20 protein-coding genes and 1 pseudogene are annotated in these 19,596 nt (G+C 69.1%); 16 read left to right on the plus strand and 5 right to left on the minus strand.

Translation table 11 applies throughout. From position 1 onward, the window contains the following. The 8 genes and pseudogenes from ACGFXC_RS23915 to ACGFXC_RS23950 form a co-directional block, all read left to right on the plus strand. The coding region (locus tag ACGFXC_RS23915; RefSeq protein ID WP_393715908.1) for a DEAD/DEAH box helicase at window positions 1-1,035 on the plus strand (1,035 nt) is incomplete at its 5' end. Then, window positions 1,032-2,306, plus strand: coding sequence for an SWF or SNF family helicase (locus tag ACGFXC_RS23920; RefSeq protein ID WP_393715910.1), 1,275 nt, complete (start codon window positions 1,032-1,034; stop codon window positions 2,304-2,306). The genes ACGFXC_RS23915 and ACGFXC_RS23920, both read left to right, overlap by 4 nt. Window positions 2,307-2,450: 144 nt before the next feature. Further along, a complete protein-coding gene (locus ACGFXC_RS23925) occupies window positions 2,451-3,755 on the plus strand; it encodes a GAF domain-containing protein (RefSeq protein ID WP_393715912.1) in 1,305 nt (434 codons plus the stop codon). A gap of 54 nt (window positions 3,756-3,809) precedes the next feature. After that, window positions 3,810-5,195: pseudogene (locus ACGFXC_RS23930) on the plus strand (aldehyde dehydrogenase family protein); the annotation flags it as partial. An 85-nt stretch (window positions 5,196-5,280) separates the two neighbouring features. After that, on the plus strand, window positions 5,281-6,882 hold the full coding sequence (locus ACGFXC_RS23935) for a recombinase family protein (RefSeq protein ID WP_393715914.1): 1,602 nt from the start codon (window positions 5,281-5,283) through the stop codon (window positions 6,880-6,882). Between the two features lie 313 nt (window positions 6,883-7,195). Then, entirely contained in the window at window positions 7,196-7,399 is a 204-nt protein-coding gene (locus ACGFXC_RS23940) for a hypothetical protein (RefSeq protein ID WP_393715916.1), read from the plus strand. 133 nt (window positions 7,400-7,532) lie between these two features. Beyond that, complete coding sequence (locus ACGFXC_RS23945; protein WP_393715918.1) at window positions 7,533-8,432, plus strand: HNH endonuclease signature motif containing protein; 900 nt, start codon at window positions 7,533-7,535, stop codon at window positions 8,430-8,432. Window positions 8,433-8,485: 53 nt separating this feature from the next. Then, window positions 8,486-8,704 (plus strand): hypothetical protein, encoded by a 219-nt coding sequence (locus tag ACGFXC_RS23950; protein WP_125813678.1) that lies wholly within the window; start codon window positions 8,486-8,488, stop codon window positions 8,702-8,704. A gap of 104 nt (window positions 8,705-8,808) precedes the next feature. On the opposite strand, the gene ACGFXC_RS23955 is transcribed toward ACGFXC_RS23950, so the two are convergent. Then, on the minus strand, window positions 8,809-9,366 hold the full coding sequence (locus ACGFXC_RS23955; RefSeq protein ID WP_393715920.1) for an N-acetyltransferase: 558 nt from the start codon (window positions 9,364-9,366) through the stop codon (window positions 8,809-8,811). Beyond that, window positions 9,363-10,613 carry a hypothetical protein gene (locus tag ACGFXC_RS23960; RefSeq protein ID WP_393715922.1) on the minus strand — a complete coding sequence of 417 codons (1,251 nt, stop codon included), beginning with the start codon at window positions 10,611-10,613 and terminating at the stop codon, window positions 9,363-9,365. The genes ACGFXC_RS23955 and ACGFXC_RS23960 overlap by 4 nt, the downstream gene beginning before the upstream one ends. A 415-nt stretch (window positions 10,614-11,028) precedes the next feature. Between ACGFXC_RS23960 and ACGFXC_RS23965 the strand changes: the two genes are divergently transcribed. The 8 genes from ACGFXC_RS23965 (at window position 11,029) to ACGFXC_RS24000 (ending at window position 16,872) form a co-directional block, all read left to right on the plus strand. Beyond that, on the plus strand, window positions 11,029-11,256 hold the full coding sequence (locus ACGFXC_RS23965; protein WP_393715924.1) for a hypothetical protein: 228 nt from the start codon (window positions 11,029-11,031) through the stop codon (window positions 11,254-11,256). A gap of 10 nt (window positions 11,257-11,266) precedes the next feature. Beyond that, window positions 11,267-12,463, plus strand: a complete 1,197-nt coding sequence (locus tag ACGFXC_RS23970) for a hypothetical protein (RefSeq protein WP_393715926.1) — start codon at window positions 11,267-11,269, stop codon at window positions 12,461-12,463. Continuing rightward, a complete protein-coding gene (locus tag ACGFXC_RS23975; RefSeq protein WP_393715927.1) occupies window positions 12,460-13,347 on the plus strand; it encodes an NAD(P)-binding domain-containing protein in 888 nt (295 codons plus the stop codon). Before ACGFXC_RS23970 ends, ACGFXC_RS23975 begins: the two co-directional genes overlap by 4 nt. Further along, the gene (locus tag ACGFXC_RS23980; RefSeq protein ID WP_393715929.1) at window positions 13,344-14,474 is read left to right on the plus strand and encodes a hypothetical protein; all 1,131 of its coding nucleotides are present in this window, start codon (window positions 13,344-13,346) and stop codon (window positions 14,472-14,474) included. Before ACGFXC_RS23975 ends, ACGFXC_RS23980 begins: the two co-directional genes overlap by 4 nt. A gap of 24 nt (window positions 14,475-14,498) precedes the next feature. Then, the gene (locus ACGFXC_RS23985; RefSeq protein WP_393715931.1) at window positions 14,499-15,155 is read left to right on the plus strand and encodes a hypothetical protein; all 657 of its coding nucleotides are present in this window, start codon (window positions 14,499-14,501) and stop codon (window positions 15,153-15,155) included. A gap of 123 nt (window positions 15,156-15,278) precedes the next feature. Beyond that, complete coding sequence (locus tag ACGFXC_RS23990) at window positions 15,279-15,788, plus strand: hypothetical protein (protein WP_393715933.1); 510 nt, start codon at window positions 15,279-15,281, stop codon at window positions 15,786-15,788. A 110-nt stretch (window positions 15,789-15,898) separates the two neighbouring features. Further along, a complete protein-coding gene (locus ACGFXC_RS23995; protein WP_393715934.1) occupies window positions 15,899-16,573 on the plus strand; it encodes a class I SAM-dependent methyltransferase in 675 nt (224 codons plus the stop codon). Window positions 16,574-16,587: 14 nt separating this feature from the next. After that, a complete protein-coding gene (locus tag ACGFXC_RS24000) occupies window positions 16,588-16,872 on the plus strand; it encodes a DUF6087 family protein (RefSeq protein WP_393715936.1) in 285 nt (94 codons plus the stop codon). A 100-nt stretch (window positions 16,873-16,972) separates the two neighbouring features. On the opposite strand, the gene ACGFXC_RS24005 is transcribed toward ACGFXC_RS24000, so the two are convergent. The 3 genes from ACGFXC_RS24005 to ACGFXC_RS24015 are packed head-to-tail and all read right to left on the minus strand — an operon-like array spanning window position 16,973 to window position 19,528. After that, window positions 16,973-17,398: a deoxycytidylate deaminase gene (locus ACGFXC_RS24005; RefSeq protein ID WP_393715937.1), complete on the minus strand. Its 426-nt coding sequence runs from the start codon at window positions 17,396-17,398 to the stop codon at window positions 16,973-16,975. Then, window positions 17,370-17,588 (minus strand): hypothetical protein, encoded by a 219-nt coding sequence (locus tag ACGFXC_RS24010; RefSeq protein WP_393715938.1) that lies wholly within the window; start codon window positions 17,586-17,588, stop codon window positions 17,370-17,372. The genes ACGFXC_RS24005 and ACGFXC_RS24010 overlap by 29 nt, the downstream gene beginning before the upstream one ends. A gap of 20 nt (window positions 17,589-17,608) precedes the next feature. Then, complete coding sequence (locus ACGFXC_RS24015; protein WP_393715940.1) at window positions 17,609-19,528, minus strand: DNA polymerase; 1,920 nt, start codon at window positions 19,526-19,528, stop codon at window positions 17,609-17,611. Window positions 19,529-19,596: the final 68 nt, after the last annotated feature.

A 19,596-nucleotide genomic window follows, 5' to 3' on the forward strand; every position in this document is an offset into this window, starting at 1 on the left:
GTGAAGAACCCGCATTCGGCGACGGCACGCGCGCTGCGCACGATCCCGTCCCCGGCCCGGGTGGCCCTGACCGGGACGCCCGTCGAGAACAACCTCTCCGAGCTGTGGGCCCTCCTCGACTGGACCACCCCCGGCCTGCTCGGCGGTCCCGGCGCCTTCCGCACCCGCTACGCCGGGCCCGTCGAGAGCGGCCGCGATCCGGGTGCGGCGGCCCGGCTGGCGGCGCTGGTGCGGCCGTTCCTGCTGCGCCGCAAGAAGTCCGACCCCGGGATCCTGCCCGAACTGCCGCCCAGGACCGAGACCGACCACGCCGTCCCCCTCAGCCGCGAACAGGCCGCCCTGTACGAGGCCGTCGTGCGCGAGACCCTCGCCGCGATCGCGCAGACGGACGGGATGGGCCGCCGCGGCCTCGTCGTGAAGCTGCTGACCTCGCTCAAGCAGATCTGCAACCACCCGGCGCAGTACACCGGGGAGCATCCCGGCGGGTCCTCCGGCAAGCTGGAGCTGCTGGACGAGCTGCTCGACACGATCCTCGCCGAGGGCGGCTCGGTCCTGGTCTTCACCCAGTACGTGACCATGGCCCGGCTCCTGGAGAAACACCTCACCACGCGCGGGATCACCACCCAGCTCCTGCACGGAGGAACCCCCGTACCCCGCCGCGAGGAACTCGTCGACCGCTTCCAGTCCGGCGAGGTCCCCGTCTTCCTGCTCTCCCTCAAAGCCGCCGGCACCGGCCTCAACCTCACCCGCGCCGGACACGTCATCCACTACGACCGCTGGTGGAACCCCGCCGTCGAAGACCAGGCCACCGACCGCGCCCACCGCATCGGCCAGACCCAGCCCGTCCAGGTCCACCGCATCATCACCGAAGGCACCGTCGAAGACCGCATCGCCGACATGCTCCACGCCAAACGCGCCCTCGCCGACGCCGTCCTCGGCACCGGCGAATCCGCCCTCACCGAACTCACCGACGCCGAGCTGGCCGAGCTGGTCTCGTTGCGCTCCGCCACGGACGACGGGGGGACCCAGCGGTGAACGCCGCCGACGACCCGTACGAGATGACCTTCCCGGCCCTGCCCGCGCACGCGGGACGGTCCTTCGCCGGCAGCTGGTGGGGCCACGCCTGGCTGCGCGCGCTGGAGGAGAGCGCGCTGGACGCGGACCAGGTCAGGCAGGGGCGCCGGTACGCGCGGTCGGGCGCGGTCGGCGCCGTGTCGGTGCGTCCCGGCCGGCTGACGGCGGTGGTCCGCGACCGGGACGGGACGGCCCACCGCACGGACGTACTGGTCCAGGAGTTCACGGAAGCGGAATGGGACCGGCTGCTGGGTCTGGCCGCCGCCGAGGCGGGCTACGTCGCGGCGCTGCTGGACGGCGAGGTGCCGCGCGGGCTGGCCGAGGAGGCGGCGGCGGCCGGGGTGGACCCGCTGCCCGGACTCTGCGACCTCGACCCGCGCTGCGACTGCGGCGAATGGGACCACTGCCCGCACACGGCGGCGCTCTGCCACCAGACGGCCCGGCTGCTGGACGATGACCCGTTCCTGCTGCTGCTCCTGCGCGGGCGGCCGCGGCGGCGGCTGCTGGAGGCGCTGGAGGAGCGCGACGCGGCGGGCGCCGGACCGGAAGCGCAATCCGCTGCGGCGGACCCGGGCAGGCCGGCCGCGGAGGTCTTCGCGGCGGCGCTGCGGGGTCTGCCGGAGCTGCCGCCGCCGCCCGCGCTGCCGGACGCGCCGGGCCAGCCGCCCTCGCTGGACACCGAAGCGGAGCCGGAGGAACTGGACGTGGACGCGGTGGAGTTCCTCGCGCAGGCGGCGGCGTCCGAGGCGTACCGGCTGCTCGCGCGGGCGCTGGCTCCGGGCCATGCGGAGCGCCCCGCCGAGCCGGCCCTGACCGTGGCCGAGGACGCCGTACGGCTCACCGCGCAGGGCGGCCACTTCCGGGTCCGGTTCCGCCTGTCGGTGGCCGCCGGTCGCGACGGGGCGGCGATGGAACGGGCCGTACGGGCCTGGGGCTTCGGCGGGGCGACCGCCCTGGAGGCGCTGGAGGAGGACTGGTCGCCGGACCGGGCGGCGCTGGCCCGGGCCCGCTCCGCCTTGGCGGCGGCCTGGCCGGACGAGGCCGCTCCGGTGCTGCGCCGGGTCCGGGCCCGCTGGACGACCCCCGACGGCAACCGCCGGCTGCGGCTGGACCGGCACGGCCGTTGGTGGCCGCTGCGCCGCGAGGCGGGCCGCTGGCACCTGGCGGGCCCGTCGGCCCCGGACCCGGCGTCGGCGCTGGCCTCCCTGGACCCGCCCGCCGGGACGGCCTGACCCCTCGCCCGCCGGGGGAGGCGGCCCCGCCCGGAGCGGGTTTCGGCACGGGGTGGCCGACGTAGCGCTTGCCCGGGGCCGGGGGCCGCACGACGATGGGGGCGCTCCGCTTAACGCGGCACCACGGCCCCTCGGGAGGGTGACATGGGCGATCCGTCGTGGGCGCTGCCGGGCGGGGCCGATCCCGTGGAACGCACGCGGTTGCTGCGGCGGGCGCACGAGGCCTTCACCCGGGACGGTCTGGTCGGGCCGCCGGTCCGGGCGGTGATCGCGAAGTCGTGGCGGCGGTGCGCGCGGGCGCGGGTCAGCCCGGAGTGCGCGCCGGGGCCGGCGCTCGCGGAGGCGGATCTGCGGGGCTACCGGGAGGAGCACCCCCTGTCGCGGGTGATGCCGCTCTTCCGGGACCTCGTGGGGGCGTTCGCCGCGCAGGGGGCGCACCTGCTGGCGGTGTGCGACGCGCGCGGGGGGCTGCTGTGGGTCGAGGGGGAGCCGGCCACGCTGCGGCGGGCCGAGCGGCTCGGCTTCGTACCGGGGGCGCGGTGGGCGGAGACGGCGATGGGAACCAACGCGCCCGGCACGGCGGTCGCGCTCGGGCAGCCGGTGCAGGTCTTCGGGGCCGAGCACTTCAGCCGGCTCGTGCACCCCTGGACCTGCGCGGCGGCCCCGGTGCGCGACCCCGCCACCGGCCGGGTGCTGGGGGCGGTCGACATCACGGGCGGCGACGGCCTGGCACACCCGCACTCGCTGGCCTTCGTCCAGGCGGTGGCCCGGGCCGCCGAGGCCCAACTGGCTCTGCTCGCACCGCCGGCGGGGCGGGCCGGGCAGCACACTCTGACGGCCCTCGGCCGTGACGAGGCGCTGCTCGTGCTCGGCGGCCGCCGGATCCCGCTGGGGCGGCGGCACAGCGAGATCATGGCCCTGCTCGCGCACCACCCGGAGGGCCTGTCGGGGGCCGAACTCGCCTTCGGCCTGTACGAGGACGAGTCCGTGCCCGGGGTGACCCTGCGGGCGGAGGTGTCCCGGCTGCGCTCCCTGCTGGGCGCCGGGAACCTGCTCTCCCGTCCCTACCGGACCGCCGTCCCGCTGGAGGCCGACTTCACGGCCGTGACCCGGCACTTGGCGGCGGGGGCCGTGTCGGCCGCCCTGACCCGGTACCCGGGCCCCCTGCTGCCGGCCTCCGCCGCGCCCGGGATCGTACGGCTGCGGCGGCGGATCGAGGAGCAGGCGCGGGCGGCGGTGATCGCCCGGGCGGACGCCGGGCTGCTGGCCGACTGGGTGTGCGGCCCGTGGGGGGCGGAGGACCCGGCGGTGTGGCGGGCGCTGGCCGCGGCCCTGCCGCCGCGGGACCGGCCGGCCGCGCTGGCCCGCGTACGGGCCCTCGACGCGGAGCTGGGCACGGGGGCGGCGCCGGGGCGGGGTGCAACGTATCCGCAACCCGCCCGCTCCTAGCCTCCCTTCGAGCGCTGTCCGACGGCGGCCGGCGCCCGGCGAGGGAGGCACACCATGGCCCGTTACGCTGCACCCGGCACGGAGGGCGCGCTGATGTCGTACGCGTCGCGCTACGACCACTTCATCGGCGGCGCGTACGTGGAGCCGGCGCGGGGACGGTACTTCGAGAACCCCTCCCCCGTGACCGGCCGGCCGTTCACCGAGGTCGCGCGGGGCACGGCGGAGGACGTGGAACGGGCCCTGGACGCGGCGCACGCGGCGGCCCCCGGCTGGGGGCGCACCTCGGCGGGCGAGCGCTCCAACGTCCTGCTGCGCATCGCGGACCGGATGGAGCGGAACCTGGAGGCCCTCGCGGTCGCGGAGACCTGGGAGAACGGCAAGCCGGTCCGCGAGACGCTCGCGGCGGACCTGCCGCTGGCGATCGACCAGTTCCGCTATTTCGCGGGTGCGCTGCGCGCCCAGGAGGGGGCGCTCAGCCAGCTCGACGACGACACGGTGGCCTACCACTTCCACGAGCCGCTGGGCGTGGTCGCGCAGATCATCCCGTGGAACTTCCCGATCCTGATGGCCGTGTGGAAGCTCGCCCCGGCGCTGGCGGCGGGCAACGCCGTGGTCCTCAAGCCGGCCGAGCAGACGCCGGCGTCGGTGCACTACTGGCTGAGCCTGGTGTCCGACCTGCTGCCGCCGGGCGTGCTGAACATCGTCAACGGCTTCGGTGAGGAGGCGGGCAAGCCCCTGGCGTCGAGCCCGCGCGTGGCGAAGGTCGCCTTCACCGGGGAGACCGCCACGGGGCGCCTGATCATGCAGTACGCGGCCGAGCACCTGAAGCCGGTCACCCTGGAACTCGGCGGCAAGAGTCCGAACCTGTTCTTCGACGACATCTGGACGGCCGACGACGAGCTGCGCGACAAGGCCCTGGAGGGCTTCACGATGTTCGCGCTGAACCAGGGCGAGGTCTGTACGAGCCCGTCGCGCGCGCTGATCGAACGCGGCCGGTACGGGGACTTCCTGGACGCGGCCGTCGCCCGCACGGAACTGATCGTGCCCGGTCACCCGCTGGACACGGACACGATGATCGGCGCCCAGGCCTCCGAGGAGCAGCTGCGCAAGGTCCTGTCCTACGTGGAGATCGGCCGGCAGGAGGGCGCGAAGGTCCTGACGGGCGGCGGGCGCATCGACCACGGCGGTGACCTGGAGGGCGGCTTCTACGTCCAGCCGACCATCTTCGAGGGCGACAACCGGATGCGGATCTTCCAGGAGGAGATCTTCGGTCCGGTGGTGTCGGTGACCTCCTTCCACGACTTCGACGACGCGGTCCGCATCGCCAACGACACGGCGTACGGGCTGGGGGCGGGAGTCTGGACCCGCGACATCAACACGGCGTACCGCGCGGGCCGCGCCATCCAGGCGGGCCGCGTCTGGACGAACTGCTACCAGTCCTTGTTACGACTGACCAAACCATATCAGATGCGGCGTGTCGTAACCTTGGACCGGAAGGGCAAATGGGACAGGAGCGACATACCCCGTGAGAGACCTGCGAGGGATGCCGGGCATCAAGGTCCGCCGGATCAGTAAGGACACTGAAGAGTCGGCGGCCCTGGACTCCCAGGACAAGACGATCAACAAGCACGTCGGCGAGACCGGCATCGACATCATCGACGACGTCGAGGACGCCACGGTCTCCGGTTCCGTGAACCTGGCCGACCGCCCTTCGCTCGGAAAATGGATGGTCGAGCCACGCCTCTCGATGTGGCAGGTGCTCGTAGTCACCGAGCAGGACCGAATAACCCGTGACGACTGGGAATGGATGGCATTCCTGCTGCTGTGCCGGAAGCACGGCAAGCACATCCGGCTCGTCTCGGACCCCGAATTCGATCTCTATGATCGCAATTCGCGACTTATGTCACACTTCCGCTCATACCAGGACTCGGGGTACCTGGAAGCGGTCTCCACGAAGCGCTTTCGCGACGAGGGTCTGTGGTCCGGCGGCGTGTGGCCTTTCGGCTACCGGCCGGTCAAGGTCAAACACAACGGCAAGATCCGCTGGAAGCTGATCAAGGATGAGATCACCGCGCCCCTCGTCATGGAGGCGTACCTCCGTGTCGTCGAAGAAGGCGATGCCATCACTGAGATCTGCGCCGACTGGAACGAGCGCGGAATCCGCACGCCCCGCGATCACCAGCGGTTCATGAACGGTGTTCTCGAAAAGGAGGGCGTGGCGATCGAGCCCAAGGGCGCGCGCTGGGAGTACGCGAACATGTACGCCTGGATGACCAGCGTCAGCAGCATGGGCCAAGCCATGCACGACGGCGAAGTGATCCTTGCGGAGAACGGCCTCCCCCGCCAGTACGCCGACCCGATCCTCACCCCGGAGCAGTGGAAGAAGCTCCAGGAGGTCATCCAGGAGCGCGGCGAGGCCATGCGGGGGTACAACCGCGACCGAGGCCCGTGGAACGGCTCCCTGTGGTGCCTGTGCGGCCAGCGGCTCCAGCAAGACACTGCGACCAAGAAGAAGAGGGACGGCTCGGTCAAGCGCTACGAGTACTTCCGCTGCGCCACCAGGAACAAGAACCGTTTCGGGAAGAAGTGCCCGTACATGCAGGCATGGAACCGCGGCATCGTCCTCGACGAGTTGGAGAGCGCCTTCATGACCAAGCTGGGCAGCTTGGACATCATGAGCAAGCGCTACGAGGCCGGCCGCGACAACCGGCCGCAGATCGCGGAGATCAAGGAAGCCATCGGCAAGCTCACCAAGCGGCAGATGAAGTACGACGAAGGCGATCCGCGCTACGAGGCCATCGAGGAGATGATGGACGAGCACGTGACGACGCTGCGGGGCCTGGAGAAGGACCCTGTCGTGCCTGCCCGCTGGGTCGAGAAGAGCACGGGTGAGACCTTCGGCGCGAAGTGGTCTCGAAGCTCCCCTGAAGACCGAGGGAAGCTGCTGCGGCGCTCCGGGGTCCGGTTCATCGTTGCCGGGACCCCCGTCGACCCGACGTACGTGTTCGTCCACTCGGAGGACTTCATCGACCGGGCACAGAACGCGGCGTCCGGCCTGGTTGACCCCGTCTCGGAGACGAAGTGGCTGAAGCAGATCAAGGAGTTCCAGGCGCAGCTTGCAGCATGATCAGGATGCCCCCGGCTTCGGCCGAGGGGCCTCCGTTCGTGCGGCCCAAGGCCGTCCGCCCGGACATGCCCAAGAAGGCTTTGCGCAACTGTGATCTGGACTGCTGGGCGGCCCGACAAAGCTGAAGCCGCGATCACGGAGGACCGATCTGAGGACTGCTGTCGGGTGCAGAGGCGCCTGCCGGACGGGTGTAGCGCCCAGAAGTCAGTGACGGGCTTTCTCAAGCCTGCCGGAGGTTGTTTGACCAGCTCGGCGGCGTCCGTCAGGCTCAGTTCACCGCCCTTCCACAACCTCGCCCAGAGGAGACTTCTGCATGGCCAGAAAGATCCCGTACACGCTGGTCGGCCGGCTCGAACGAGTGGAGGGCCCGCCGACGCCGGTGCCCGAGATCGTCCAGTGCTTGTCGGACGAGCTTGACGGATTCGAGCTGTACGTGCAGATGGAGGACAGCGAATCGCTGTACCGCCTCACCGTCGAGACCGTGACGACACCGATCGACCAAGGGCGGAACGTCTAACCTCGCGCCGCTCGTCGAAGCAGCCGCGACTCGGGGTCTGTTCCAAGCCCCCTCCCAGGGCGATGAGGAAGCGCCGATAGAGCACAACCGAAAGCCTCACCCGGTGTCAGTGGTGTCGCCTATCGTCTGCTGGGTGAGTGACTTCAACCCTGGCGCCCGACTCTGCAAGATCCTCTTTGGTCGCGCGACGGGCTGCGCGTACCCCGACTGCTCAGAACCGCTGATCGAGGAGCACCGCGGCCTCCAGAGCGTGAACGTGGAGGTGGCGCACATCCGTGCCGAGAAGCCTGGCGGGGCCCGGTACGACCCCGACTTCAACAAGGACAACGGCAAGGTCAACAGCGAGGAGAACCTGATGCTCCTCTGCACCAAGCACCACAAATGGGTGGACGACCACAAGGACGCGTACCCGACCGAGGAACTGCTTGACTGGAAGGCTCGACAGGTCACGGAGAGCCGGAGTGCCGGCCTGAGCTCGGAGCAGCTGGATTACGTGGTGACCGTGTTCACCACCCCCCGCGCCCAGGTGCGGGCCGTCGGCGTGATCCGGGTACGGGAGGAGAACATCGTCACCAGCCTCGCGAGCCTTCCCACACTGGCGTTTCCGAACGATGCACCCGAGGAGACGTTCCTCGGGGTGACCGTCACCAACGTCGGGGTGGTCGGCTTCGACATGGGCCGGGTCGGCTTGGACTTCGATTTTGGAGGTCCCCACCCCTACTCCTACGCCTTCCCCTCGACCGACTACCCTGCGCCGCCCAGGCGGCTTGAGGCTCAGGGGTACGGCGTCTGGCGGGCCGATATCCCGACCGTTCGAGAGGGCGTCCTCGAAGTGGCGAAGCTGTACCGCATAGTTCCCACCCGCTTCCGAGCGTTCGCCGCGTTCGGGGCCGCCAGCACGGACCACGGACCGTGGGAGCCGATCATCAATCTGCCGTTCTGGCCGGAGCACGTAACGCAGGAGTACCTGGAAGAGCTGTCGCGGGGCGTCGGAGAGCAGCGCGCTGAGCGAGCGAGGCTCAGTACGGAGTAGGCCGGCAGAAGGCCCAAGGTGCGACCGCAGCCACTCTCCAACAGGCTGGGGGCATGGAGCCACGAGTGGTCGTGTACCCGCCCGACGAGCGAGGGTGGCGCAAGGTGAGGTACGACGGGCAGATCCTCGGAACCGCGTATCAGGCGAGCGACGTGATCGAGTTCCTGCGGGAGGCCGGCCATCCGGACCCAGAGGCCGTCGATCTTGCGGACCTGTCCCTCTTCGAGTGGCGAGGCGGCGGCCCGGAGACCTGGGCCGAGTCGCCACCGTGAACGTGAAGAGCCCCCACCGGCTGCTCGACACCCCCTCCCCCGCCGTCTTGGAGGGGAGGGGGCGTGCGCCCGTGATCGTGGGCTGGTGCTGCGCATGGTCGCTGTTAGCTGCTCAGGTTCCGTGTCATGGCCGTGAAGACAGGTGAGTCGGAGAAGGGCTGCTGCTGGCCGATGGTCTCGTAGCCCCACCGCTCGTACAGCGCCGGGACCTTCCCATCGCTCGGCAGCGGGTTGACCAGGAGCGTGACGCGCTCTTCTCGACGGCCGGAGAGAAGTTCGTCGTGGATGCGCCGGGAGGCGCCAGTCCCGCGCCAGTTCTTACGCACGACGATCTCGTTCAGGGCGAACGTCCTCCTGCCTGTCTCCTCGGTGTACCCGTCGGGCAGTGGTGTGATCATCGCGGTCCACCAGCGAGATGTGGGACCGAGTGGCACGCCGTAGGCGAAGCCGGCGGGCTCGCCTTGGTCGTAGGCGATCACGGCTTCCCAGCCCGCTGCCGAGGCGTGTCCGTCAAGCCGCTCCCCGAAGCGTTCCGCGCTGTAGAACGGGGCGGTCAGCCCGAAGTCCTGGCAGCGGACTTCGAGGTGGATATCGATGATCGTCTGTCGGACATCGGCAACGTCACGGACGTGACGCAGATCGAGGGCTGGCGTATCGGTCATCCGTTGAATCCCTTCGGTGTGTTGCTCCGGTATTCCCTCCACGATCGCGCCTCCCGGGAGTCAGGGGTCAAGCGACCCAGGACGGCATCGAACTTGGACAGGGTCTTCTCCGCGCGGCCGGTCGTCTCTCCGGCCACCGCGAGCGCTGTCGCGCACGCTTGCTCGACGTCACCCTGGAGTAGTTGGGTCAGGGCGAGCTGTGCGGTGTAGTAGACGTGGTTGCGCCGCAGTTCGGGTCTTAGCTGCGCTAGCGCGCGGTGCGTGGCCGCTTCCGCCTCCGCGTACCGCCCGAGATGTATATGAGTGATGGCGGACAGCCCGTCGAGTTCGGCTTGGTCGTAGAAGTTCATCCAGGTAGGACGCCACGTCTGCGTCTCGCTTCGGTCCCATGCCTTCTCGGCGGCCTTGAGGCTGCGCAGGGCCGCAGTACGGTCGCCGGCTGTGGCATGTACCCCGGCGCTGCGTGCGTGTGCCAGGGAGGCGAAGAGGGGGTCCTTGCGGGTGATGGAGCTGTTGCGCGCTGCTGCTGCGGCGGCGACGGCCTCGGTGAAGTTTTCCCGCTGGAGGGCCAGGATTGCGGTGTGGCTCCAGATTCGGAACTGGATGCTGCTGTCACCCGAGAGGCCGGCGAGGGTGATGGCGCGTTCCCTGTGGCGCTGCGCCTGCGTGATGCGGTGTCGATCCACCGCGGCCCACATGGCAGTGCTCGTGAAGGACGCGGAGAGCAGGTACAGCCCGGATCTGACACGGTCGGACGCCGTGTACTCCTGCTGGAGGTAGAGGGCGCGCTCCGCTAGGCGCAGTGCGTTGGCTTCGAGAGAGGTGTCGCCGACGTTGTCGGCGGTGACCAGGGCGTCGAAGCTGGCTTGCAGACGGGCGAGGTCGGCTGAACCCACCTTCGGGCGTGAGGAGATCATCCCCGCCGCGCCGAGGGCGGAGCCAGTCGCGGCGGCGAAGAGGGTGCGTCGCCTCATCGAGTCCTCCGGGCGTGCTGGACGTTGCGCCGAACGTGGAGGCGTGAACCCCAGCTGTTCGGCCGTACACCCGAATACTCCCTCTAACGCAGCCCGCATCTTCGCCTGCGGCCAGCTGGTTTTTCCGGTCACGAGGTTGTGGATCGTGCGTTCGGAGACCGTTCCGTACCGCCCCGTGAGGGTTTCCAGCACGCTGTTCATTCGCTTGACCAGCTCGCCTTGGGTTAGCCCCAGGGCCTTGATCTGCTGCTTGAGCGCCGCGTTGTCCCCCATGACCACAGACCGTAGACGCCCGGTCAGCACCTCCTCAAGACACAGGTAATGCGTGGGTCAAATCTTCCGGTGGCAAGCGAGAACGCAGCACTCACTTTTTCCTATCGACCTCGCCAGATGGCGCGTTGAATCAGCGTCAGGTCCTGGAGCAACGACGACTCCGGGCCTCCCCCTGGCAGCGGGCCGCAGAGCGCCCACCCCACCGCCGCGTCTGCGGCCCGCTGCATCCAGCACGGAGAGGAGCAACTGCCTTGACCACCCCCGACCGGTCCGGCCGCACCCCCGGCTCCAGCAGACAGAAGATCACCGATCAGTTCCCGCAGCCCGGCGCGCCGAGCCGCGCTCTTCGCCTCCGTGCCGCCGACGGCCTGGAGAGGTTCATGAGGCGTGTTGAGGGACGGAAGGAGGGCGACGGATGAGCACCGCGACGGTCGCCTCCTTCTTCCACGAGGACCACCCGTGGATCGGCAAGCGAGTGCGCGACACCCCCACCGGCACCGAGGGCGAGTTGACGGCCGTGGTTCACGAGCCGAAGAAGGACCACCTCGGACGGGTGCGGACCGTGCGCCTCGCTTATATCCGGCCCGAGCACGGCGGTGTGGAACTGCCGACTGCCGCGACGAACGTCGAACTCTCCAGCTGAAGGAGCGCACGTGAGCCTCACCACCGAAATGGCCACCCGGCCCACGACCGGGGAGGTCTTCGGCTACGCCTCTCAGCAGATCCATCAGGCCGCCTCCGAGTTGTGGCCCGACGCTGCGGTCCGACTCGGGGCCCACGTTCCCAGCGTCACCGGCTACGTGCACCACCTGACTGTTGGCGACCGCCCCCTGTTCGCCAAGCACAGCATGCTCGGCGCCTCGCTGGTGTCCATCTTGCGTGGGGCTCACGGGGACTGGCCGGCCGTCGAAGCGCTCCAGGGCCAGTACGTCGAGAACCCCGCCTCGCTGCTGGCCCGTGAAGCCGCCCAGCTTGGATTCCTTGGGCCTCGCCTCGGCGCAGCCAGAACGGCCGGCCTCTCCCGCGGAGTGCTGTTCACGACCCCGGTCACCGGTCCGTCCCTCCTCGAACTCCTTCTGGCCCAGCCCGCGTCCACCGCCGACCTCTTGGGGGGAGTGTGGGCGGCCCTGGAGGCGCTGCACCGGCCCGGGGCGGCTGCCGACTTGATGACCGACGCCGTCATCGGCGAGCGTTCGATCAGTGGCACGTTCCGGCGGAAGTTCAACGGGATCTCCGGCTCGGTCTACATCGACCACCTTGGCGCCGACCGGCTCCCCGCCGACGTCGCTGCGAACGTGGCGGCGGTGTACAAACAGGTCGTGGCTCGGCTGCTACGGCTGGGCGCCCGCACGATGCCGTCCGGGCCGCCGTCGCTCTCGTACGGCGACTTGAAGCCGGAGCACGTGCTCTACCCCGGCGGCGTTGGGGGCCGTCCCACGTTCCTGGACCCTGGCCTTCTGACGGCCGGGCCCATCGTGGACGCCGCCAAGCTGATCAGCCGGATCTTCCTGGGCCTCATCGCCATCCGCCCTGGGCGCAAGACGATCAAGGCTGTCGCGGAGGGCGTCAACGCCTTCGCTGAGACGATCACCCCGCCCCGTGCGATCACAGCGGACCCGTGGATGCGCGAACTCATGGCGTTCTGGCTGATGGACACCGTGAACATCACGACCACGTACCTGTCGGCGCCCACGACCCTTCCCCTGCCCTCCCAGGGGCTCGCCCTCATCGAGTCCGCCGGCCACGTCTGCGCGGTCACCGAGCGCGTGTCCTGGGCGCTCAGCTGCGGCCGCAAGCCGCAGGCCGTTTGGGACCTCGCCTTACGTCAGGTGATCGAGGTGGCTTCGTGACCGCTCTCGGGATCATTGGCACCGGGGCCGTCGGACAGACCCTCGCCACGGCTGTCACGTCGGCCGGTCTCGGACAGCAGCTCCTCGTCACCTCGCGCACCGGGCAGCAGGCGCAAGCCCTCGCGGATGACCTCAGCGACCTCGCCAGGTCGACCGGCAGCCCCACCAGCGTGACGGCCGGCGCCCTGACGGACCTCCTCGACTGCGACGCCCTTGTCATCTGCGTTCGCGCCAGTTTCACCAACACCGCCAGCACCGACGTTCGGATGGGCGGAGCCGCCGCCAACGTCCCTCTCATCCGCCACTTGGCCACCACCCTGCGCGGCTACCGAGGCACGGTCGTCATGGTCACCAACCCCGTCGACCTGCTCACCCGCGCGTTCGCGGAGTTCTCCGGCTGTCCCCGCGTCTACGGTGTCGGCTCGAACCTCGACACCGCCCGCTACCACCTCACACTCGCCCGGCTCCTCGACGTTCCCCCGGACGCGGTCAACGGGCACGTTATCGGGGAACACGGCGACAGCGCCGTTGTGTGCGCCTCAAGCACGACCGTCAACGGAGCGCCCGTCAAGGTCCCCCTTGAGGAGGTACGTCGAGAGCTTCGCTCTCGCCCTGGACGGATCTCCGCGGGGATCGGCCGTACCCGCTCCGGACCGACCGGTGCCGTACTTCACACGCTCCGCCTGGCCCTGGGTCATCTCGACGGAGCGACCGAACTCGCCACCGAGCACGACGGTGGCTGGTACGGAATTCCTTTGCGATTCACCGCCGGTCAGCCCGTACCGTGCCTCCCTCCGCTTGATCACACCGAGGCCCGGCTCCTCGAAGCCGCGGCCACCAAACTCCAATCCGCCTACCGACAGCTCCCCGAAGGGACAACGTGAGCGCCACCGCAATCCGCATCCACGCCGCCGACGCGGCCGTGATCGTCATCAGTAACGACTCCTCCGTCACCCAGTGGTCCGGCCGCTACTTCGGCGACTGGTGGAACGCGACTGCTGCCGAGCCGACCGAGGAGTCCAACGGCTTCGTCGTGCTGTCCGATGTCGACCCGAAGGCGTACGCCGAGGTCGCACGCCAGGTCACCAGTCGCAAGCACGAGGAGACCGAGTACGCCCGGCTCCCGCTGCTGGTCTCGGAGGACCGCGACGGCACGATCAGGGCCTTCTCCTCCAACGACAAGCTCGCCTACATCTCCGAGCCGCACGCGGGCCGGCTGACCATCCTGGGCACCGACGCCCAGGCCCTCGCCGTCGCCACCGCGCGCCTCGCTCGGGAGGTCATCCGCGGTTTCCTCCTCCGGGACGGCTGGACCCTTCTCCACGCCTCGGCGGCCGTGGTCGACGGCGGCGCGGTCCTCACCTTCGGGTCCAAGGGCTCGGGCAAGTCCACCGTTGCCATGATCCTGGCCAGGCAGAAGGGCGCGGAGCTGCTGGCCAACGACAGGGTCTTCATCCGCCGCGACGAGTCCGGACAGCTGCGGGTTCTGCCCTGGCCGTCCGCCGCTGCCCTCGGGCTCGGCTTGCTCGACGCCCTGAACCTGTACGACGTCGTCCGCGAGCGGGTCCAGGCCGGCGAGGAGCTGCACCCCACCCAGGACCAGCGGGTCACCGATGCCCTGGTGTCGGGGCAGCGCGAGCCGCTGTGGGCGTCGAACGGCAAGGAGATGAAGGTCCAGCTCCACCCCGACCAGTTCCCGGCGTGGTTCGGCATCCCCCTGTCCGCCGGTGCCAGGGCCTCCGCGCTCGTCTTCCCGTCGATCGTCTCCGAGGCCACACCGGCGATGGCTGACCAGGCGCGTGTTCTGACCGAGGCCGACTTCATGACGGGCGAGACCGAGGACCGGTACCCCGACGTCTTCCGGCTCATCCGGGTGGACGGCGGGGGTCGCGAGCAGGACCGAGCCCGGGTGCTCGCTTACCTGGACGGGCTCCCCCAGCACACCATCGTCCTCGGCCACGACATCGACGCCGCCGCCCAGTTCCTGGGCAAGGTCCTCGCCAGCGCGTAACCGATCCATTCAGGAAGAGCCAGCATGTCGTCGACCCTGGACAAGCCTCGGTTCGAGTACCGAGGGCTGACCGTGCCGTACATCGCGCTGTGGGAGCACGAGCACATCACGCACCCCCGCCTCAACTTCGTTCGAGCACCGGGCGGAGTCGCGCGGCTGGGCTACGTGGGCGAGAAGCCCCGCGACCGCGACAGGCGAGGTGTCCTCTACATCCGCGAGAACTCGGCTCAGGGCCGGGGAATCCCGGACTTCCCTCGGATGCACTCTGTCCGTCAGCGGGAGGCTCAGCGACGACTGCTGTGTCAGGTGTGCGGCGTGTCTGCCCGCAAGATGCACCAGGGCCGCACGCTCTTCCTCATGGGCAGCGCAGAGGGCCGAAGGCCCATCAGAGAGGGTGAGCGCTCCACCGCACCTCCGCTCTGTCCGCCGTGCGCGCTGGAGTCCGCAAGCAGCTGCCGGCGGCTCCGGCAGGGCCTCGCGGCGGCCTGGGTGGAGAAGGCAATCGCGTGGGGGGTGTCCGGCATCCCGTATCACCCAGACACCATCCAGGCTCTCACGGAGGACCGGGTCGAAGTGGCCTACGACGACCCGCACATCCGTTTCACCCTCGCCTACTACCAGGTCAACGAACTGCGCGGAGTCTCCCCCGTGTCCATGGAAGAACTGCGTGCCTTCGTCTGACCTCAAAGTCTCCGCCCGGCTCTCTAGGCAGTCGGCACGGGCGGATACGGCGCTGGGGCCCTGCCCAGAACGCGGCCCCGGCGCCATCCTGCACCACTCGAACCCGAGAGGAGCACGACAGCAATGACGATCATGATCGACAGCCCCGAGGCCAGCACGACCGCCCGGTCCCGGGACCCCCGCGAACTCCTCAACGCGGTCAGGCCGCACATTCAGCACCTGACCATCAACGTCCTCGACGACGGCATGACGATCTGGGACCGCGAGATCGCCCTCCTGCTCCGCGACGAGGTCGACACCCGCGAGACCGCCGAGCGCATCCTGGGCAACGCGGTGATGTACATGATCGCGTCGATGGAGAACCCTGACGTGCACATCGGCGTCGGCAAGATCGTGGACAAGGGCGTCCACCAGGTCATCCTCGACACTCCGGTCTACTTCGCGTTCTGCGACCTCTACAACGGCGGCAAGTACAAGCACCACGCCCCGTTCATCGAGCGCCGTCGCGACGGGCTGGTCATCCGCACCGCGGACTTCCTGCGCACCTGCGGGTTCAGCCCGGACGAGGAGCTGTGGGCCAAGGACGGCACGGACTGCTCGCCGTGCGACTCGAAGGTCCCCGACTCCCACTGACGGCTGAACTGCGGCTGAAACGGCCCGTCAACTTGACCGAACAGTTCTAGGGTGTGGGCTCCACCGGTACCTGACGGTGGAGCCCTCCCCCGTTTCCGAAGGACATCGCAATGACCGCCACCGTCCCGCACAACTACGAGCACGAACGCGCCCTGTGGGACGCCTTCGCCGACAGCGCGTGGAAGGACCCGTCGAACGGGGAGCCGGCGTTCCGCTGGACTCAGTACAAGGACCACCCTGCCGACCCCGGACCAGACATCCTCGGCGACCCCGCGTCCGCTCTTGAAATCGGGAGCGGGACTGGCCGGGCGGCTGCCTACCTAGCCGAGCATGGGGTGAAGGTCACTGGCGTCGATCTCTCGCCGATCGCCGTCGAGAAGTGCAGCGATGCTTACGGGCACCCGGGCATCGACTTCGTGTGCGCCGAGATCCTGGCGCATCTCGCCGGTGGGGAGAGCAGCTTCGACGCGGTCTACTCGATCTTCGGCGCGGCTTGGTTCACCGACCCGGCCCGCCTCTTTCCTCTTGTGGCCGGCTCCCTCAACCCCGGGGGGGTCTTCGCCTTCTCGCAGCCTCCCGCCATCCCCGGTGCCTACGGTCCCCAGGGCATGTACAAGGGCGGCTTCGCTGGCCCCGCCATGTTCACGTACCGGTACAGCTACCCCTTGGCGCAGTGGAAGACGTTCATGGAGGCGGCTGGCTTCAGTGCCGTCGAGGCACGCGAGATCGAGGCGCCTACACCTGGGCACATCGGCACCCTCTTGGTCCGCGGCGTCAAGCCGTAGGGGTGTTGCACCGGATGGGAAAGCACCGCCGCCCCGGCCCTCCGAACCAGCCGTCTCGTGCCGTGCCGCCTATCGACGCGAACGATCCTCTCTCCTCCTACAACAAGCGCCGACGTGCGCCGATGGACGTCTATCGGCGCCACCGGCCGGTGGGTGGTGGCGCGGGGCATCTACGGCCGGAGGAGCCGCGCGTCCTGGAGGAGTGGGATGGCTTCGCCTACGCACTGGTCGGCACGGCTCCAGACCTTGCCGCGGCCAAGCAGTGGGTGAGTGAACTCAGGGGTAGCGGCTGGGCCTGAGCGCGCAATGGAAGGCATGCAGGAACGACAAAAGACGCCCACGGCACGATGCCGTGGGCGTCCTGTTCACACTCAAGATAACTGACGTTCCGTCAGATAGTTAGCTCAGTACCAGGGATTCGATCCCTCCGCCCCCGTTCAGCCACACCACCCGATGGATGCCGGCGGCCTCGATCAGGGTCCAGCAGGCCGGGCAGGGCCGGCGGGTCGAGTACAGGGTGGCGCCGGGCAGCTCGCGGGGCGGACATCGGCGGATCGCGTTCCTTTCCGCGTGGTCGCTGATGCAGTTGCTGTAGTCGCTGCCGGGGGCGCATTCCGCGGCCGACAGCCGTCCGCGCGGGCAGGCTCCTGCCGTCGCACAGCCGGGCACACCCGCCGGCGCCCCGTTGTACCCGGACTTGATCAACTCGTTCTTGGCGTCCACGAGGATGGCCCCGACCTGGGCACGAGTGCAGTCTGCGCGCGTAGAAGCCCATCTGGCTCCGTCGATGAAGTACTCATCCCAGGCGGGGCGAAGCGAAGCCAACGCGCACCTCCCGCGAGGACAGCTCCCGCTCGATCTGTCGTTCGAGTTCGCAGGCAAGCCGGTAGTTTAGGTGGTACTCCTCAACTCCCTGGAACATCGCGGACAGCTCCTCCAGCTCCTCGGCAGTGAACTCGAACCAGCGCCGGGCGTCGTCCTCGTTCGGGTCCCATGGAGTCGTGGGCAAGATCATTTCCTCTCGTTCAGCGCCGCTCAAGCGGCGAGCTCGTAGTTCTCGGGGTGGCGGCGTTGGTCGTCGATCAGCGCCTGGTCGGGGTTCTCGCGGTAGTACGGGTCGTTCTCGACGAGGGTGTCCACGCCGCTCATGTACAGCGACCCCCAGGACTTCCCGCCTCGGTCGGGATCGGTCGGGATCTCCAGACCGAGGACCGTCTCCTTCATCAGTTCGTCGGTCATCCGCGCGGCCGTGTCCGCGTGCTCGATCGGCACCGAGAACAAGATCTCGTCGTGGATCGGGAGCAGTGCATGACGAGTGAGACCTGCGCAATGGAGCCGGACCAGGGCCCGGCAGGTGATGTCTCTCGAACCGCTCTGGACGAAGTAGTTGGTGCCCCGGAAGGCGAACCGCTTCTCGACGTACAGGCGCCGCCCGGACGGCGTGGTGACATACCCGTTGCGACGGGCCTCCTTCGTCTTCTCCTCCATGAACCGGGCGACGCCGGGGTAGGTCTCCATGAAGATGTTCATGATCCGCTCGGCCTCCGTGAGGGAGATGCCGGCCTGCTGCGCGAGCGCACCGGGGCCTCCGCCGAACACGATCAGGAAGTTGACCATCTTGCCGAGCTTGCGCGAGATGCCGGCGGCCGTCGCCGTGATCTGGTGCAAGTCCTCACCGTTGCGGAACGCGAGCAGCATGCGCTCGTCTCGCGAGTACGCCGCAAGGAACCGGAGTTCCATGTTGGCGTAGTCCGTCGACAGCATGATCTCGCCGTCGTTGGCGATGAAGCAGGCCCGGATTTCGTAGTCCCCGGAGGGAAGCGTCTGGGCCGGTATGCCCTGGATGCTTTGGCGCGCTGTCCTGGCCTGGATGGAGTTGATCGACGGGTGGATGCGCCCTGTGGGGTCCATCGATTCCAGGAAGCTCTTGATCCAGGTGTTGCGCTTCTTGCGTGCCGACTTGGCCTGGTGGATGGCCTCGGCCAGTTCATCGCCCCTGCCGCGCAGCTCGTTGAGGAAGGTCTTGTCGACCTTCCGGTTCCCGGTGGGTGTCGTGCCGAAGGTCGTGATGCCGCGCGCCTCGAAGGCGTCGGCACACTGCTCTGTGCTCCACGGGTTGTCACAGCCGAGCTCCTGGGCCCGCCGCGTCCAGCGACTCTCCTCCAGGGCGAGGCGGGCCTCCAGGCGCCGGGTGTAGTCCTCGTCGAGACGGATGCCGGGACGGCTCATGTACGAGCAGATCTCGGCGACCTTGTGCTCGAACTCGATGAGGTTCATCGGCTCGATGCCGGGCCCGATCTCCGTCCTGCGGTACACGGTGCGCGGGAGCAGCGGGATGAGCTTGCGCCCGAGCCGGTAGGCGAGTACGGGATCGAGTCCGCTGTACGTGAGGTAGCCGCCATGATTCCAGGCGACCTCCTTCCATACCTTCGCCTTGGTGGTCTTCAGGCTCTTGGCGATCTCCGTCATGGAGCCCTTCACCTTCGCGGCCACGCCGTCGTCGATGTAGTGCTTGGTGAGGGAGGCCAAACTGTGGCCGTTCCCGCCGTCGGCTTCCCCGCGGCTGTCCACGAGGTGGGCAATGATCTTCGTGTCGAGCACCTTGGGCCAGATCTCCTCCATCGTGAGATCGGTCGTCGCGTCGAGCACGAGCAGGTCGAAGCTGCCGTTCTGGAAGATCAACTTGTGCACGTACCGGATGGCGCCCACCGCAGCGCCCAGCAGCTCGCCCCCCAGCTCAACGGGCACCACATAGCTGGTGTCCTCGGTGCCGAACTGGACCAGGCGGAGGCGGAAGTCCGGGGACCACCAGTCCAACCCTGACGTCTCGGTGTCGCAGCCGAGGGCGCGGCGGTGCTGCTGGACCCAGCGGACGAACTCGGGGATGTCCCCCGAGTCCTCCAGTACGTTGATGACGACCGGTGCGCCCGCAACCTTCACGCACATGCGGATCATCTGGGGTTCCCTTTCGAAAAACGGGGAGGGGCCCGCCGAAGCGGGCCCCTAGTGTGTGGATGTCAAGT

The sequence above is a fragment of the Streptomyces sp. NPDC048507 genome (assembly GCF_043199995.1).
Classification (GTDB): domain Bacteria; phylum Actinomycetota; class Actinomycetes; order Streptomycetales; family Streptomycetaceae; genus Streptomyces.

Coding starts and splice junctions, on each gene's coding strand:
- ACGFXC_RS23925 (WP_393715912.1), top strand. CDS start 2,451: ATGGGCGATCCGTCGTGGGCGCTGCCGGGCGGGGCCGATCCCGTGGAA.
- ACGFXC_RS23940 (WP_393715916.1), top strand. CDS start 7,196: ATGGCCAGAAAGATCCCGTACACGCTGGTCGGCCGGCTCGAACGAGTG.
- ACGFXC_RS23950 (WP_125813678.1), top strand. CDS start 8,486: ATGGAGCCACGAGTGGTCGTGTACCCGCCCGACGAGCGAGGGTGGCGC.
- ACGFXC_RS23955 (WP_393715920.1), bottom strand. CDS start 9,366: ATGACCGATACGCCAGCCCTCGATCTGCGTCACGTCCGTGACGTTGCC.
- ACGFXC_RS23960 (WP_393715922.1), bottom strand. CDS start 10,613: ATGGGGGACAACGCGGCGCTCAAGCAGCAGATCAAGGCCCTGGGGCTA.
- ACGFXC_RS23965 (WP_393715924.1), top strand. CDS start 11,029: ATGAGCACCGCGACGGTCGCCTCCTTCTTCCACGAGGACCACCCGTGG.
- ACGFXC_RS23985 (WP_393715931.1), top strand. CDS start 14,499: ATGTCGTCGACCCTGGACAAGCCTCGGTTCGAGTACCGAGGGCTGACC.
- ACGFXC_RS23990 (WP_393715933.1), top strand. CDS start 15,279: ATGACGATCATGATCGACAGCCCCGAGGCCAGCACGACCGCCCGGTCC.
- ACGFXC_RS23995 (WP_393715934.1), top strand. CDS start 15,899: ATGACCGCCACCGTCCCGCACAACTACGAGCACGAACGCGCCCTGTGG.
- ACGFXC_RS24000 (WP_393715936.1), top strand. CDS start 16,588: ATGGGAAAGCACCGCCGCCCCGGCCCTCCGAACCAGCCGTCTCGTGCC.
- ACGFXC_RS24010 (WP_393715938.1), bottom strand. CDS start 17,588: ATGATCTTGCCCACGACTCCATGGGACCCGAACGAGGACGACGCCCGG.
- ACGFXC_RS24015 (WP_393715940.1), bottom strand. CDS start 19,528: ATGATCCGCATGTGCGTGAAGGTTGCGGGCGCACCGGTCGTCATCAAC.